The sequence below is a fragment of the Vibrio sp. OPT20 genome (assembly GCF_963889365.1).
Lineage (GTDB): Bacteria > Pseudomonadota > Gammaproteobacteria > Enterobacterales > Vibrionaceae > Vibrio > Vibrio splendidus.
In genome coordinates this window covers 50,714-65,600 of record NZ_CAWPOA010000031.1, presented here as the reverse complement: position 1 = coordinate 65,600, position 14,887 = coordinate 50,714, and the positions used below count along the sequence as shown (strand labels likewise).

At 45.2% G+C, this 14,887-nt stretch carries 11 protein-coding genes; 1 reads left to right on the top strand and 10 read right to left on the bottom strand.

Annotation, left to right across the window (positions count from 1 at the left end):
- Positions 1 to 16: 16 nt before the first annotated feature.
- The 5 genes from eno to rlmD all read right to left on the bottom strand — a co-directional run bounded on the left by eno (position 17) and on the right by rlmD (position 7,914).
- A complete protein-coding gene (eno, locus tag AACR09_RS01480) occupies positions 17 to 1,315 on the bottom strand; it encodes a phosphopyruvate hydratase (RefSeq protein WP_029405988.1) in 1,299 nt (432 codons plus the stop codon).
- Positions 1,316 to 1,396: 81 nt separating this feature from the next.
- Entirely contained in the window at positions 1,397 to 3,037 is a 1,641-nt protein-coding gene (locus AACR09_RS01475; RefSeq protein ID WP_065606254.1) for a CTP synthase, read from the bottom strand.
- Positions 3,038 to 3,169: 132 nt separating this feature from the next.
- On the bottom strand, positions 3,170 to 3,985 hold the full coding sequence (gene mazG, locus AACR09_RS01470; RefSeq protein WP_193835909.1) for a nucleoside triphosphate pyrophosphohydrolase: 816 nt from the start codon (positions 3,983 to 3,985) through the stop codon (positions 3,170 to 3,172).
- 247 nt (positions 3,986 to 4,232) lie between these two features.
- Entirely contained in the window at positions 4,233 to 6,458 is a 2,226-nt protein-coding gene (gene relA / locus AACR09_RS01465; protein WP_004735390.1) for a GTP diphosphokinase, read from the bottom strand.
- Between the two features lie 136 nt (positions 6,459 to 6,594).
- Positions 6,595 to 7,914: a 23S rRNA (uracil(1939)-C(5))-methyltransferase RlmD gene (gene rlmD, locus AACR09_RS01460; RefSeq protein ID WP_017087211.1), complete on the bottom strand. Its 1,320-nt coding sequence runs from the start codon at positions 7,912 to 7,914 to the stop codon at positions 6,595 to 6,597.
- Positions 7,915 to 8,079: 165 nt separating this feature from the next.
- Between rlmD and barA the strand changes: the two genes are divergently transcribed.
- On the top strand, positions 8,080 to 10,893 hold the full coding sequence (barA, locus tag AACR09_RS01455; protein WP_004735388.1) for a two-component sensor histidine kinase BarA: 2,814 nt from the start codon (positions 8,080 to 8,082) through the stop codon (positions 10,891 to 10,893).
- A gap of 288 nt (positions 10,894 to 11,181) precedes the next feature.
- Here the strand turns inward: barA and acpS are convergent, their stop codons facing one another.
- The 5 genes from acpS to rnc all read right to left on the bottom strand — a co-directional run bounded on the left by acpS (position 11,182) and on the right by rnc (position 14,878).
- Entirely contained in the window at positions 11,182 to 11,562 is a 381-nt protein-coding gene (gene acpS, locus AACR09_RS01450) for a holo-ACP synthase (RefSeq protein WP_017077798.1), read from the bottom strand.
- A gap of 95 nt (positions 11,563 to 11,657) precedes the next feature.
- The gene (pdxJ, locus tag AACR09_RS01445) at positions 11,658 to 12,395 is read right to left on the bottom strand and encodes a pyridoxine 5'-phosphate synthase (RefSeq protein WP_009847651.1); all 738 of its coding nucleotides are present in this window, start codon (positions 12,393 to 12,395) and stop codon (positions 11,658 to 11,660) included.
- Positions 12,392 to 13,120 (bottom strand): DNA repair protein RecO, encoded by a 729-nt coding sequence (gene recO, locus AACR09_RS01440; protein ID WP_012604785.1) that lies wholly within the window; start codon positions 13,118 to 13,120, stop codon positions 12,392 to 12,394. Before recO ends, pdxJ begins: the two co-directional genes overlap by 4 nt.
- A gap of 116 nt (positions 13,121 to 13,236) precedes the next feature.
- A complete protein-coding gene (gene era / locus AACR09_RS01435) occupies positions 13,237 to 14,208 on the bottom strand; it encodes a GTPase Era (protein ID WP_004735384.1) in 972 nt (323 codons plus the stop codon).
- The gene (rnc, locus tag AACR09_RS01430) at positions 14,201 to 14,878 is read right to left on the bottom strand and encodes a ribonuclease III (RefSeq protein WP_004735383.1); all 678 of its coding nucleotides are present in this window, start codon (positions 14,876 to 14,878) and stop codon (positions 14,201 to 14,203) included. The genes era and rnc overlap by 8 nt, the downstream gene beginning before the upstream one ends.
- Positions 14,879 to 14,887: the final 9 nt, after the last annotated feature.

Below are 14,887 nucleotides of genomic sequence, written 5' to 3'. Positions count from 1 at the left end.
TAAAACCAAGTGTGAATTATTGACCTTTAACTTCTTTAAGACCGTTGAAAGGAGCTTTAGAACCTAGAGCTTCTTCGATACGGATAAGTTGGTTGTACTTAGCAACACGGTCAGAACGGCTCATAGAACCAGTTTTGATTTGACCTGCAGCTGTACCTACCGCTAGATCAGCGATAGTTGCATCTTCAGTTTCGCCAGAACGGTGAGAGATTACTGCAGTGTAGCCAGCGTCTTTAGCCATCTTGATAGCAGCTAGAGTCTCTGTTAGAGAACCGATTTGGTTGAACTTGATAAGGATAGAGTTAGCTACGCCTTTCTCGATACCTTCAGCAAGAATCTTAGTGTTTGTAACGAACAGATCGTCACCAACGATTTGAAGCTTGTCGCCTAGAAGTTCAGTTTGGTGCTTGAAGCCATCCCAATCTGACTCGTCAAGACCGTCTTCGATAGAAACGATTGGGAAGTTGTTAGCTAGTTCAGCTAGGTAGTGGTTGAACTCTTCAGAAGTGAAAGTTTTACCTTCGCCCTTCATGTTGTAGATGCCAGCTTCTTTGTCGAAGAACTCAGATGCTGCACAGTCCATAGCAAGAGTAACGTCTTTACCTAGTTCGTAACCAGCAGCTGCAACAGCTTCTGCGATAACTTCTAGAGCTTCAGCGTTAGATTTAAGGTTAGGAGCGAAACCACCTTCATCACCAACTGCAGTGCTGTAGCCTTTAGACTTAAGAACTTTAGCTAGGTTGTGGAATACTTCAGCGCCGATACGCAGACCTTCTTTAAGAGTTTTAGCGCCAACTGGTTGGATCATGAACTCTTGGATGTCAACGTTGTTATCAGCGTGCTCGCCACCGTTGATGATGTTCATCATAGGTAGAGGCATAGAGAACTGACCAGCAGTACCGTTTAGCTCAGCAATGTGCTCGTATAGAGGCATGCCTTTCGCAGCAGCAGCAGCTTTAGCGTTCGCTAGAGAAACAGCAAGGATAGCGTTAGCACCGAACTGAGATTTGTTCTCTGTTCCGTCTAGGTCAATCATAACTTGGTCAACGTCAGCTTGTGCTTTAGCGTCTTTACCAACTAGAGCGTCAGCGATTGGGCCGTTTACAGCTTCAATTGCTTTAAGAACACCTTTACCTAGGAAACGTGATTTGTCGCCGTCACGTAGCTCAAGAGCTTCGCGAGAACCAGTAGATGCGCCAGATGGAGCAGCAGCCATACCTACGAAACCGCCTTCTAGGTGTACTTCAGCTTCTACAGTTGGGTTACCACGTGAATCGATGATTTCACGACCTAGAACTTTAACGATCTTAGACATTGAATGTTTCCTTCTCGTTGAATATATAAATGTCAAATTTAAAGGTAGCAGCACAACTTACGCAGCTACCTGGATTCCTTTTTACTTTTCTAATTCGCCGCGCTGGAATTCGCCAGCCGCTTTAACGAAACCTGCAAACAATGGGTGACCATCGCGAGGTGTTGAAGTGAACTCTGGGTGGAACTGAGCAGCAACGAACCATGGGTGGTTCGGGTTCTCAATAACTTCAACCAGTTTCTTGTCCGCAGATAGACCCGATACTTTTAGGCCCGCTTTTTCGATTTGTGGACGAAGATTGTTGTTCACTTCGTAACGGTGACGGTGACGTTCATGGATCGTCGCGCTACCGTATAATTCGTAAGCTTTCGTCCCTTTCGCTAGGTGACAAAGCTGTGAACCAAGACGCATTGTGCCGCCTAGGTCTGATTTCTCAGTACGCTCTTCAACTTTACCTTCGCCGTCAATCCACTCAGTGATTAGGCCAACAACAGGGTATTTAGTTTCTTTGCAGAATTCAGAAGAGTGTGCACCTTCCATCTTCGCAACGTTACGAGCGTACTCAATAAGAGCAACTTGCATACCTAGACAGATACCTAAGTAAGGTACTTTGTTTTCACGAGCGTATTGTGCAGCAAGGATCTTACCTTCAACACCACGGTCGCCAAAGCCACCAGGAACTAGGATTGCATCTAGGCCTTGTAGAATTTCTGTGCCTTTAGATTCAACATCTTGTGAATCTACATATTTAATTGTGACACTTAGGCGGTTTTTCAAGCCTGCGTGTTTAAGCGCTTCATTTACTGATTTGTATGCGTCAGGCAGTTCAATGTACTTACCAACCATACCAATCGTCACTTCACCCGTTGGGTTAGCTTCTTCGTAAATTACTTGTTCCCACTCAGACAGATCAGCTTCTGGTGCATTGATACCGAAACGCGTACATACAAGATCATCAATGCCTTGAGCACGGATTAATTGTGGGATCTTGTAGATTGAATCTACGTCTTTCATAGAGATAACGGCTTTTTCTTGTACATTACAGAAAAGAGCAATTTTCTTACGTTCGTTTGCTGGGATAACACGATCTGAACGACAAACTAGGATGTCAGGTTGAATACCGATAGACAGTAGCTCTTTTACAGAGTGTTGCGTTGGCTTAGTTTTCACTTCACCCGCAGCTGCTAGGTATGGCACTAGAGTAAGGTGCATGAACATTGCGCGTTCACGGCCTAGTTCTACTGCTAGCTGACGAATCGCTTCCATGAATGGTAGAGATTCGATATCACCTACAGTACCACCAACTTCAACAAGCGCGATATCGTGGCCTTTAGCACCAGAGATTACGCGTTCTTTGATAGAGTTAGTAATGTGAGGAATAACCTGGATTGTTGCACCTAGATAGTCACCACGACGTTCATTACGTAGAACGTCAGCATAAACACGACCTGCTGTGAAGTTGTTACGCTTAGTCATCTTGGTGCGAATGAATCGCTCATAGTGACCAAGGTCAAGGTCAGTTTCAGCGCCATCTTCCGTAACGAACACTTCACCGTGCTGAGTCGGGCTCATAGTGCCTGGATCAACGTTGATGTAAGGGTCAAGCTTCATCATAGTCACTTTAAGACCACGAGCTTCTAAAATAGCCGCAAGAGATGCTGCTGCAATACCTTTACCTAGAGAGGATACAACCCCGCCAGTAACAAAAATGTAATTTGTCGTCATGTTTAACCTGAAATTGGTTGAATGAGGGAAATGGATTACTTCTGGACGGGATGAAAATATACCAGAAGCCCCTTATCGCCACAACGTGAAATCTATCACACTGCAATTTTTTATTTTTTGCTTCAAATCAATTCATGATAAAAGCTTTGATGATCTTTTCTCCGCCACTTTGACTTCATCCCACATGGAATCAAGCTGTTGTAGAGAAAAGTCGGTCAAAATTTTATCTTGCTGACGAACTTTTTGTTCCATACCTTTAAAGCGGCGTGAAAATTTCAGATTGGCTTTATTGAGAGCCGTTTCTGGATTTTTACCCAAATGTCGCACTAAATTAACGGTAGCAAACAACAAATCACCCAGTTCTTCTTCAACTAAATCTTCGTTTGGCGTTACTTGAAGTGCTTCTTCTAGCACCTCATCAACTTCCTCTAAAACCTTATCAGCGACCGGGCCGATAGAGTCCCAATCAAAGCCAAATTTCGCAACTTGCTTTTGAATCTTTGTAGCACGCGAAAGTGCAGGTAGAGAGTTTGGTATTGAGTCTAGAATACTTTCCTGAGTTTTTCCTGCCTGTGCTTTTTCTTTGGCTTTTTCAGCTTCCCAGTTCGCATTAATTTCTTCATCACTGGCAAATTCCGTATCAGAAAACACATGTGGATGACGGCGCGTCAGCTTCTCATTGATACCGTCGACCACATCAGAGAACTCAAACAAGCCCTGCTCTTTCGCCAGTTGGCTGTAGAAGATCACCTGAAACAGCAGGTCGCCCAACTCTTCTTGTAGATTCGGCCAATCTTTGTTGTGAATCGCGTCCACCACCTCATACGTCTCTTCGATAGTATGCGGCACAATTGTTTCAAAATTTTGTTTCAAATCCCAAGGACAGCCACCTTCAGGATCGCGCAGCTTAGCCATAATCTGTTCAAGTTGTTCAATCGGGTGATTCATCGTTTTCTTCCTATTCACTGTCTTTGATTTTTAAATTTATAACGTCTTCTAAAACTAAAAAAGGTGAGTAGCCAAAACCACTCACCTTTGTTGATACTGTCTAATTCTCTAAATTACGCATCTTTCACTAAGCAGTTGTTACTTTAACAAGGCAACAAGCTTTCGCGATTCCTGAGCATAGCTCGCCTATGTGATGGAACAAGAAAGCGCAGTTAACGCAGTAAAAGGGACTAATGCAACGTGAAAGTTAGCCGAGGCGTTTTACACTCATGACATCTTTGATTTGCTCTACTCGACTTGTCACACGACTCAATATTTCAATATTGGTCACTTCCAAATCAAAATCCATCACCGACAGTTGACGTTTATAGTCAATACGGCTCTTCATTGTCGTCACACTGACTTTTTCATTCAAGAACAGGGATGTTATGTCTTTCAACAAGCCTGTGCGCTCTAGGGCCTCTACACGCAGTGTTAAGATATACGAGCCGACAAAACCATCGCCCCACACAGTATCGATGATACGTTCGGGTGCATGTAGGTTAAGTTCACTTAACTGTTCGCAATCGCTACGGTGCACTGAAATACCGCGACCTTGAGTTATGTAACCTTTGATCACATCGCCTGGGATTGGCTGGCAACAACGAGCTAAGTGCGTCATTAGGTTATCGACACCTTCAACGACGACGGCATCCTTTTTCGGACGACTCTGATGAGCGGGCTTATTGTCAGACTCAAGCAACTTTTCGAGCGCTTTTTTATCTTCTTCTTCCGCTGTCGGCTTGTTGACCAAAGCATTGATGTGATTAACGACTTGGTTGATACGCATATCGCCGCTACCAATACCCGCATATAGTTCATCTGGAGTATTGACGTTGAATCGTTTCAGCGCGTATTGCTCGGCATCTTTCAGCGTCGCTCCGACTCTGCCGAGCTCGACTTCTAGAATATCTCGTCCGGCTTCAAGGTTTTTCTCACGACTCTGAGCACGGAACCAGGCGTTAATTTTTGCACGAGCTCGACTCGAGTGAACAAAGCCTGTGGTCGGGTTTAACCAATCACGTGATGGGTTCGGTTCTTTTTGAGTGATGATCTCAACTTGATCGCCCATCGCCAGCTTATGAGTAAACGGGACGATTCGACCTGCTACTTTGGCACCGATACAACGGTGTCCAACCATCGAGTGGATGTGGTAAGCAAAATCCAGCGGTGTTGCACCCATTGGTAAATCGACCACATCACCACGAGGTGTAAAGGCATAAACACGGTCATCAAAGACTTGACTACGCACTTCATCCAGCATTTCACCAGAATCCGACATCTCTTCTTGCCAGTCGATAAGCTTACGAAGCCAGGTGATTTTCTCATCGTAGCCACTGCGTACGCCGCTTGAAGCACCTTCTTTGTACTTCCAGTGCGCAGCAACGCCCAATTCAGAGTCTTCATGCATCTGCTTGGTACGGATCTGAATTTCAATGGTCTTGCCTTCAGGGCCAAGAACGACGGTATGAATCGATTGATAACCATTGGGTTTAGGGTTCGCCACATAATCATCAAATTCACTTGGGAGGTGTTTATATTTGGTGTGAACCACACCTAAACCGGCATAACAGTCTTGCAGTTGGTCTGCGATAATACGCACCGCACGCACATCAAAAAGCTCATCAAACTCTAAGCCTTTTTTCTGCATTTTACGCCAAATACTGTAGATGTGTTTTGGTCGACCGCTGACTTCAGCATTGATGCTTGAGCGGTTCATTTCTGACGTTAAATCGTCAACAAAGTCAGTGATGTATTGTTCGCGCACGATACGGCGCTCAGACAGCTGTTTAGCAATCTGCTTATAGATATCTGGTTGTTGGTAGCGGAAAGCGTAGTCTTCAATTTCCCACTTTAGCTGACCAATACCTAAACGGTTTGCTAGAGGAGCATAAATGTTGGCACACTCTTTTGCTGCCGCACGGCGCACAGCATCAGGGGCCTTTTTAACTTCGATTAGGTTGCAAATTCGCTCTGCTAGTTTGATGACGACGCAGCGGAAGTCATCCACCATCGCAAGCAGCATTCGTCGAACATTATCGACTTGACCCGAGGCAGCACTGCCTTCAAGGGTGACGTTTAGCTGGCCCAAAGCCGCCATTTCTTCCACGCCATCAATCAGCTTTACGGTTTCCTTTCCGTAACTTTCTTCAAACGCTTCACGCTCAAAAACACCGCTTGATACGACAGGGAAGAGTTGCGCTGCCACTAAAGTTGCGCGATCCATAGACAAGGTGACCAAGATCTCGATCATCTCGCGCCCACGCCAAAGCAAAAGCTCGCCTTGCTCGTGATCTTTTAATAGCTCTTCACAGTGACGATAAACTTTGGTCAGTTTATTCGAGGTTTTTGCGTCTTGATTCAATGACGCAATCCAATTATCTAGCTCAAACTGTTCGCTTGGGTTTAAATGTGCGCTTCGTACCGCAACCATCATGCCTTCCTAGTTATTATGTTTTATACCCAATTCAATATGACTAACTGATTCCAAGTTAGTTCGACTCATATTGATATCAGCGCAGGCTTCCCTGCACCTTTGTGATTCATTTTTAAGCCTTGTTTAAGGGCCTCTAAGCCTTGATAAAGAGAGCCATCGATTCTAGATGACTGGTGTGTGGGAACATGTCCAACATACCAAGCTTGGCTAGTTGATAGCCTTGTTTTTCTAAGCTCTCTGAATCTCTAGCTAGAGTAGCAGGATTACACGAAACATAAACCACACGCTTCGCACCTAACCCTGAAATTTGATCAACGATCCCACTCGCTCCAGCACGTGCTGGATCAAGTAAGATTTTATCAAACCTTTCTTTTGCCCAAGGCTGTGAAGACAGCTCTTCTTCAAGGTTCGCTTGGTAGAATTCTGTATTACTCAATTGATTCAAAGTCGCGTTAGACGTGGCCTGCTGAACCATTTCATCGACACCTTCGACACCCACTACAAACGCAGATTGTTGTGCAATAGGCAAACTGAAGTTCCCTAAGCCACAAAACAGGTCGAGCACTCGCTCATCGGCTTGAGGCTCTAGCCACTCAATCGCTTGAGCAACCATTTGCTGGTTCACTTTCTGGTTTACTTGGATAAAGTGGTTTGGCTCAAAAGGTAAAGTCACGCCTGTTTCGCTATAAGCTGGCGCATCACCGACTAAACGAACGAGCTTGTCCGTTTCAGGCATAGTATACAACGTGGCACTTTCCGCTTTAGCGAGTGCAATCAATGCTTGCTCATCTTTCTCAACCAAAGGCTTAAGGTGACGCAGCACCATCACCGGGCCAGTATCGCCCAACACCAATTCAACGTGTCCTAAAGACGTAAGGTTGCTGAAAGTATTGAGTAAACTTTTCAGTTTTGGCAGCAATACATTAAGGCGAGGATCCAGCACGGCACAATCGGTGATGTTTTCAATCTGCTTACTTTGTTTCTTACGGAAACCGAACTGAAGCTGCTGTGTCTTCTTATCAACAAACAGGCTGATACGCGCGCGACGTCGATAACCGGTTTCATCACCCACAATCGGCTCAACAACTTCGGTGTTAGCCGTTTGGTATTGGCTCATCAGGTGCGTCAAAGATTGCGATTTATGCTCAACCTGAGAAGCGTAACCAAGATGTTGAAGGTGACAGCCACCACACTGATTAAAGTGCTTACAGAATGGCTTTAAACGCAGCTCACTCGGTTGAAGTAATTTGATGAGTTTTGCTCGCGAAAACTTACTTTTGCTCTCAGTAAGTTGAATAACCACCTGCTCACCAGGCAATGCGCCATCAATGAAAACAGGTTTATTCTTCTGATAAGCGATGCCAGCGCCATTGTGATCCATTCGTTCAACCAAAACCGATTGATGCTTGGTCTCGAGTTGAGTTTTCTTTTTTGGTTGGAAAAAACGTGCCATTGCTTGTGCCTAATGTATCTTTTAATAAGTAATTGGTATCCAGGACTCACTATTATGTCTTGGAATCATTGTCGAACGTCACGGCTTTGATTAAGCTTACCGTTCACTTAACCGCCATTGTGTGCGTTATTTTCCCATATCCAGACCTCGATGTAATTAAAGAACATGACCAGATATGGCTTAAGAGCCCGTGTAATTACCTTAACTCTAGCTCCAACCTTGATTATTGGGTTGCTATTGAGTGCATTTTTCTCATTTAACCGCTATCAAGACCTTGAGGGGCAAGTGGTTAATACTGGTACTAGCATCATTGAACCGCTGGCAATTGCTAGTGAGTCAGGCATGAAGCTCGAAAGTCGAGAGTCTGTTCGTCAGCTTATTAGCTATGCGCATCGAAAAAACTCTAAGCTGGTGCGTAGTATCGCGGTGTTTGATGAACGTCATGAGTTGTTTGTAACCTCAAACTTCCACCCTGATTTTGAAAGCCTGACCTATCCGAAAGATAAACCCATCCCGCATTTAAGCTCATCGAACCTGCTCGATAATACGCTGATTCTTCGGACACCCATCATCGCTGAAGGTCAATACATCAACTCAGCCAATGGGCAGTCTCAAGCCAACCAAGCGATCGGCTATATTGCGATAGAGTTAGACTTGTCGTCACTTCGATTGCAGCAGTATCAAGAAGTGTTCTCTGCCTTCTTGGTGTTGATTTTGGGGCTGGGACTTTCTGGTGTATTTGCTTTTCGCTTGATGCATGACGTCACCCAACCGATCACACACATGAAAAACATGGTCGACCGAATTCGTCGTGGTCATCTCGATGTGCGTATCGAAGGCAAAATGCACGGTGAGCTAGACTCACTGAAAAACGGTATCAACGCGATGGCGGTATCGCTATCAGAATATCACGTCGAGATGCAGCACAGTATCGACCAGGCTACGTCTGATCTGCGTGAAACCCTAGAGCAATTAGAGATTCAAAACGTTGAGTTAGACATTGCGAAAAAACGCGCTCAAGAAGCGGCTCGTGTTAAATCTGAGTTCTTGGCTAACATGTCTCACGAATTGAGAACACCGCTTAACGGTGTGATTGGCTTTACTCGTCAAATGCTTAAGACTCATCTATCGACCAGTCAAACAGATTACTTGCAAACCATTGAACGTTCAGCAAATAATCTACTCAGTATCATCAACGATATTCTTGATTTCTCGAAACTGGAAGCTGGTAAATTAGCGCTCGAGAACATCCCATTCGAGTTCCAAGCTAGCCTTGAAGAGGTTGTGAACCTTCAAGCGACCAACGCCCATGAGAAAGGCCTAGAGTTAACTCTTAAGATAGACCCGAAAGTGCCACCAGGCGTTGTTGGTGACCCGCTGCGTATTCAGCAGATCCTAACCAACCTCGTTGGTAACTCAATCAAGTTTACTGAACGTGGCAACATTGATATCAGTGTTGAACTTCGTTCACAAAGCGAAGACAGCATCGAGTTGCAATTCATGGTTCGCGATACAGGTATTGGTATCTCTGAGCGTCAACAAGCTCAGCTATTCCAAGCCTTCAGCCAAGCCGACGCAAGCATCTCTCGTCGTTATGGCGGTACGGGGCTAGGCCTAGTTATCACCCAAAAACTGGTCAGCCAAATGGGCGGTGAGATCAGCCTAACCAGTCGCCTACACCAAGGTTCAACCTTCTGGTTTACTTTGAGACTATCAACGACTGATATGCCGATGACTGAACTGATTGAGACTCAGTGCCTGCAAGACAAGCAGCTGCTGCTTATCGAGCCAAACATGCAAGCGGCGTCGATTACTCAGCAAATCTTAACCCAAGAAGGCTTGGTGGTAACGTATCGTTCGGTGATGCCTGACGAGTCGACCTCGTATGACTACGTTCTACTCAACCTAGCCGCGAACCAAGAGTATCAATTTGATACCGTGAGTGGTTGGGCGATTGGCGCGAAGAAAATCGCTCAGAACGTCATTATTGGTACGCCAAGTACCGAGCTTGCATTAGGTGAGCAACTGATGAAAGAGGTTGATGTCCAATGCATCACCAAGCCTCTCTCTCGTAAGAAACTTCTACAAACTCTGATCTCTAATCAAGCACCCACTTTGATTGCACCAGCGATTGAAACGCACTCGGAAGAGAAGCTGCCACTTACTGTATTGGCGGTAGACGATAACCCAGCAAACCTTAAATTGATCACCGCGCTACTAAAAGAGCGTGTAGAGACGGTCATCAGTTGCACCAGCGGACAGAAGGCCATAGACAAGGCGAAGGAGACCCCATTTGATATCATCTTCATGGATATCCAAATGCCGCAAATGGATGGTGTGACGGCCTGTAAGAATATAAAGGAGCTAGCGAATAATGCGAATACCCCCGTCATTGCCGTCACAGCACACGCGATGGTTGGCGAACGGGACCGTCTGCTTGAAGCCGGCATGGATGACTACCTAACCAAACCGATTGAAGAGCACGTGTTACAGCAGGTTCTGATTCATTGGAGCCCTACCTCTGAGGTTGAGCACATTGAAAAAATAGACCCAGCCCACCCGGCAGTCTCTGCGGAAGTAGACAACAGCTCAGTTTCAGATTCTGAGGCTAACGTGCATAAGAATATCATCATTGATTGGCAAGCAGCTATGAAGCAAGCCGCCAACAAAGAAGACCTCGCACGCGATATGCTACAAATGCTAGTCGACTTCATTCCTGAGGTTTATGAAGCCGCAGAGAAAGCGATAGAAGACAGTGACTACCCCGTTGAAGCGCTGACACACATCATCCACAAGATGCATGGCAGCAGCTCATACAGCGGTGTACCAAGGCTGAAGTCGGTGTGTGCGACAATAGAGAAAGAGCTGCGTTCTGGCACTTCCGTTGAAGACATTGAACCTGAACTTTTTGAACTTCAGGATGAATTAGATAAGGTTCAAGCAACCGCGATTCATTATTTGAAACCAGCCAAGACTTAGCGAACATTTCTTACTCACAAATATTCGTCAAACGGTTTACCAGCCAATAAAAAAGCAGAGCTCATGAGCTCTGCTTTTTTCTGTCTAGAACCTAGAGCACCAGATATAATACCAATCACAGTAAGTAAGTGATCAAAAATAGCGTAGGAAAAAAGCTTGAGGACAAGGCAGAATTTTTCGATAAGTAGTTATTCTACAATCAAAAATTCTAACGAAGTTATCGAGTTTTTTAACAAGCTAGGGTGAACAGTTATTTACTACGATTGGTATAAAGTAACGGTAATCTATTTACGACTCGAGTAGTACCGTCGCCACCGCATAATGGCGCTCATCTGAGATAGTCAGATGAATCGACTTTGTACCACTGGCTTCTGCGATTTCACGCGCCTTTTTATGTAGGCTTAGAACTGGCTTGCCATGCTCATCGTTTGAAATCTCGAAATCGTGAAAGGTCACACCAAGCGCGATACCCGTGCCCAACGCCTTAGATGCCGCTTCTTTTGCAGCAAAGCGTTTTGCAAGGTAACGCCCTTTTTGCTTCAGTTGCTGAAATACTTCAAACTCAGAGTCGGTCAAAATACGCTGAGCAAAAGCGTCGCCACTTCGTGACAGTGCCTTTTCAACACGTTCGATTTCTGCGATATCTGTACCTAATCCAACAACAGCCATGTTTACCCTACTACCAAACTTCTATCTATTAACTTTATCGATTCTACTGATTAACCACTTAACGCTTACTACTAAACTAATGACGAGTTAAAGAACTAAGCGTTGTTGCGTGCTGTTTCCATCACGGCTTTCATGTCTGCAACGGCTTTATTCAAACCATCAAAGACTGCGCGTCCCATGATCGAGTGACCGATGTTCAACTCGTAGATCTCAGGAAGTGCCGCAATCGGCGCTACGTTGTGATAAGTCAGACCATGACCAGCATTCACTGTGATACCAAGATCGTCTGCGTAGCTTGCGCCTGCAGCAATCTTTTTAAGCTCATCTTGCTGATCTTCTTCTGTTTTCGCATCAGCGTAATGACCAGTATGAAGCTCAATGAACGGTGCGCCACACGCTTTTGCTGCATCAATTTGCTCACGATCTGCATCGATAAACAGAGATACTTTGATACCCGCTGCCGACAGTTTTTCCGTCGCTGCTTTGATCTTTTCAAGTTGACCAACCACGTCCAAGCCGCCTTCCGTCGTCAGCTCTTCACGCTTTTCTGGAACCAGACAAACGAACTCAGGATTAGTATCGAGTGCAATTTGAACCATCTCGTCCGTCACTGCCATCTCTAAGTTCATGCGAGTCTGGATTGTCTCAGCAAGAATACGTACATCGCGATCAACAATATGACGGCGATCTTCGCGCAGGTGAATGGTAATGCCGTCAGCACCCGCACGTTCAGCAATTTCAGCTGCGTGTACTGGATCTGGGTATTTAGTACCACGTGCATTACGTAGTGTAGCAATATGGTCGATATTAACGCCTAAAAGGATTGAGCTCATTTTCCAATACTCCGTGCTCTAGAGAGGGCTATTGTTGGCATAAATAGCTCTCTACTTTTTAATGGTTTGCCGCCAAGATACGGCTTTAAGGCTATGCGTGTAAAGCGTTTTGCTGCTTTTAACTGCTCTTTAGTGATAAACCTACGTTCACTAATTGCGATAAGTTCATCGCCCATAAATGTCAGGTTATCTCGACGTACAGAAGCGATGAAACCTTTCTGTTCTCGATAGCGATAAGTCATACTTGGATCGATCGCTTCACCAGTACCAGCACAATGCAAAAAGTCGACGCCATACCCCATAGCGGAAAGCAGAGCCAATTCAAAACGACGTAGCGCTGGCTCAGGGTTCTCATTATGAGCGAGTTCTGTTAAAGCATGAAGATAGTCGTGAAAAAATGCAGGCATGGCCACTTCGGCCATCAACACGCGGCCAACGAGCTCATTAACATACATAGCGGAATACAGATTAATACCGGCAAGAGGAAGCCCCAAGCTGATCGGTTCAGCTTGGCGTAACGTTTTCATTGAACCATTGCCAGACCACTTAAGCAGCAGAGGCGTAAAAGGTTGCAATGCACCTTTCAAATTAGAACGCTTACTCCTTGCACCTTTAGACATCAACGTCACCCTTCCGTACTCTTCACTGAAGACGTCCAGAATCAGGCTCGACTCACTGTATGGTCGACGGTGCAACACAAAGCATCGCTGTAACCCTTCGCTCAATCACTTACCCTTCTTACAGATACAAAAAGAGAGAGTTCGCACTCTCTCTTGAAATTATATTCAGTTCAACTTTCTTACTTCTTAATTCTTACTATCAGAAAGTGACGTTCAATATATTATAGATCGTCGATGTAGCCTAACGAGCGAAGTGCACGCTCATCATCAGCCCAACCAGACTTAACTTTAACCCAAGTCTCTAGGTAAACCTTACGACCGAACAGTTCTTCCATGTCGATACGAGCTTCACGACCAATCGTTTTGATCTTCTCGCCCGCTTTACCAATCACCATCTTCTTCTGACCAGTACGTTCAACAAGAATCAAAGCATTGATGTGGAAGCCATCGTTATCAGGGTTGTAATCGAAACGCTCGATTTCAACCGTTACTGAGTAAGGTAGCTCTTCGCCTGTGAATCGCATCAGTTTTTCACGGATGATTTCAGAGGCCATAAAGCGCTGTGAACGATCCGTTACGTACTCTTCAGGGAAGTGATGCGTCGCTTTAGGTAAAGAGTTACGAACGTGCTTACGCAGTACATCGATATTCTTACCTTGCTTCGCCGAGATTGGTACAACATCAAGGAAGTCCATCTTCTTAGACACTTCCATCATATGTTGCATCACGTCTGTACGGTCTTGAACGTTGTCTACTTTGTTAATACAAAGGACGACTGGGAAATCTGTTTTTCTCAGCTTGTTCAGTACCATTTCATCGTCGTCAGTCCAGTGAGTACCGTCAACAAGGAAGAATACTAGGTTCACATCGCTCAGTGAGCTGTTCGCCGCACGGTTCATCAAACGGTTGATTGCACGCTTTTCTTCGATGTGAAGTCCAGGAGTATCAACGTAGATCGCTTGGTAATCACCTTCAGTTTCTACGCCCATAATACGGTGACGTGTCGTCTGAGGTTTACGTGATGTGATCGAAATTTTCTGGCCCAAAATATGGTTCAGAAGCGTCGATTTACCTACGTTTGGTCGACCCACGATAGCGATGAAGCCACAGTGTTGGTTTTCCGGTAGGCCCGTTTTTTTGCTATCAGATGAAAAGAATGCATCGATATCGAAATCTTGATTGTTATCAGACATTGCTTAGTTGCTCTAATGCTGTTTCAGCAGCCGCTTGTTCTGCCTTGCGGCGGCTAGTGCCTTTACCGATAACAGGTTTATCCACACCTGCCACTTCACACTCAACCGTAAACTCTTGGTTGTGTGCTTCACCTTTAATATTAGTCACTGTGTAGACAGGTAGGGGATTTCTTCGACCTTGTAAAAACTCTTGTAAGCGAGTTTTCGGATCTTTTTGAGATACACCAGGCTGAATAGACTCTAGGCGAGATTGGTACCAGCTTAAAATAATACGGCGAACAACCTCGGTATCACTATCTAAATAGACAGCGCCGATGATCGCTTCAACCGCATCCGCTAGAATAGAATCACGACGGAAACCGCCACTCTTCAACTCACCTGGACCTAATTTTAAGTAATCTCCTAGTTCGAATTCACGACCTAGTTCTGCCAATGTATGACCACGTACTAATGTTGCGCGCATGCGGCTCATATCACCTTCGTTTACCTTAGGGAAACGGTGGTAAAGATCATCAGCGATAACAAAACTTAAAATTGAATCGCCCAGAAACTCAAGACGTTCGTTGTGTTTACCTGCGGCGCTACGGTGAGTCAGCGCCAGATGGATAAGATCGGCATCATTAAACTGATAGCCAATCTTTCTCTCTAGTTTATCAATTGGAGAATTCATGCTCTCTCG

What these genes read in the sequence shown, in the direction of transcription:
- pdxJ (WP_009847651.1), bottom strand. Translation starts at nt 12,395, where the DNA reads ATGAGCTCAATCCTTTTAGGCGTTAATATCGACCATATTGCTACACTA.
- relA (WP_004735390.1), bottom strand. Translation starts at nt 6,458, where the DNA reads ATGGTTGCGGTACGAAGCGCACATTTAAACCCAAGCGAACAGTTTGAG.
- mazG (WP_193835909.1), bottom strand. Translation starts at nt 3,985, where the DNA reads ATGAATCACCCGATTGAACAACTTGAACAGATTATGGCTAAGCTGCGC.
- rnc (WP_004735383.1), bottom strand. Translation starts at nt 14,878, where the DNA reads ATGAATTCTCCAATTGATAAACTAGAGAGAAAGATTGGCTATCAGTTT.
- rlmD (WP_017087211.1), bottom strand. Translation starts at nt 7,914, where the DNA reads ATGGCACGTTTTTTCCAACCAAAAAAGAAAACTCAACTCGAGACCAAG.
- eno (WP_029405988.1), bottom strand. Translation starts at nt 1,315, where the DNA reads ATGTCTAAGATCGTTAAAGTTCTAGGTCGTGAAATCATCGATTCACGT.
- barA (WP_004735388.1), top strand. Translation starts at nt 8,080, where the DNA reads ATGACCAGATATGGCTTAAGAGCCCGTGTAATTACCTTAACTCTAGCT.
- AACR09_RS01475 (WP_065606254.1), bottom strand. Translation starts at nt 3,037, where the DNA reads ATGACGACAAATTACATTTTTGTTACTGGCGGGGTTGTATCCTCTCTA.
- era (WP_004735384.1), bottom strand. Translation starts at nt 14,208, where the DNA reads ATGTCTGATAACAATCAAGATTTCGATATCGATGCATTCTTTTCATCT.
- acpS (WP_017077798.1), bottom strand. Translation starts at nt 11,562, where the DNA reads ATGGCTGTTGTTGGATTAGGTACAGATATCGCAGAAATCGAACGTGTT.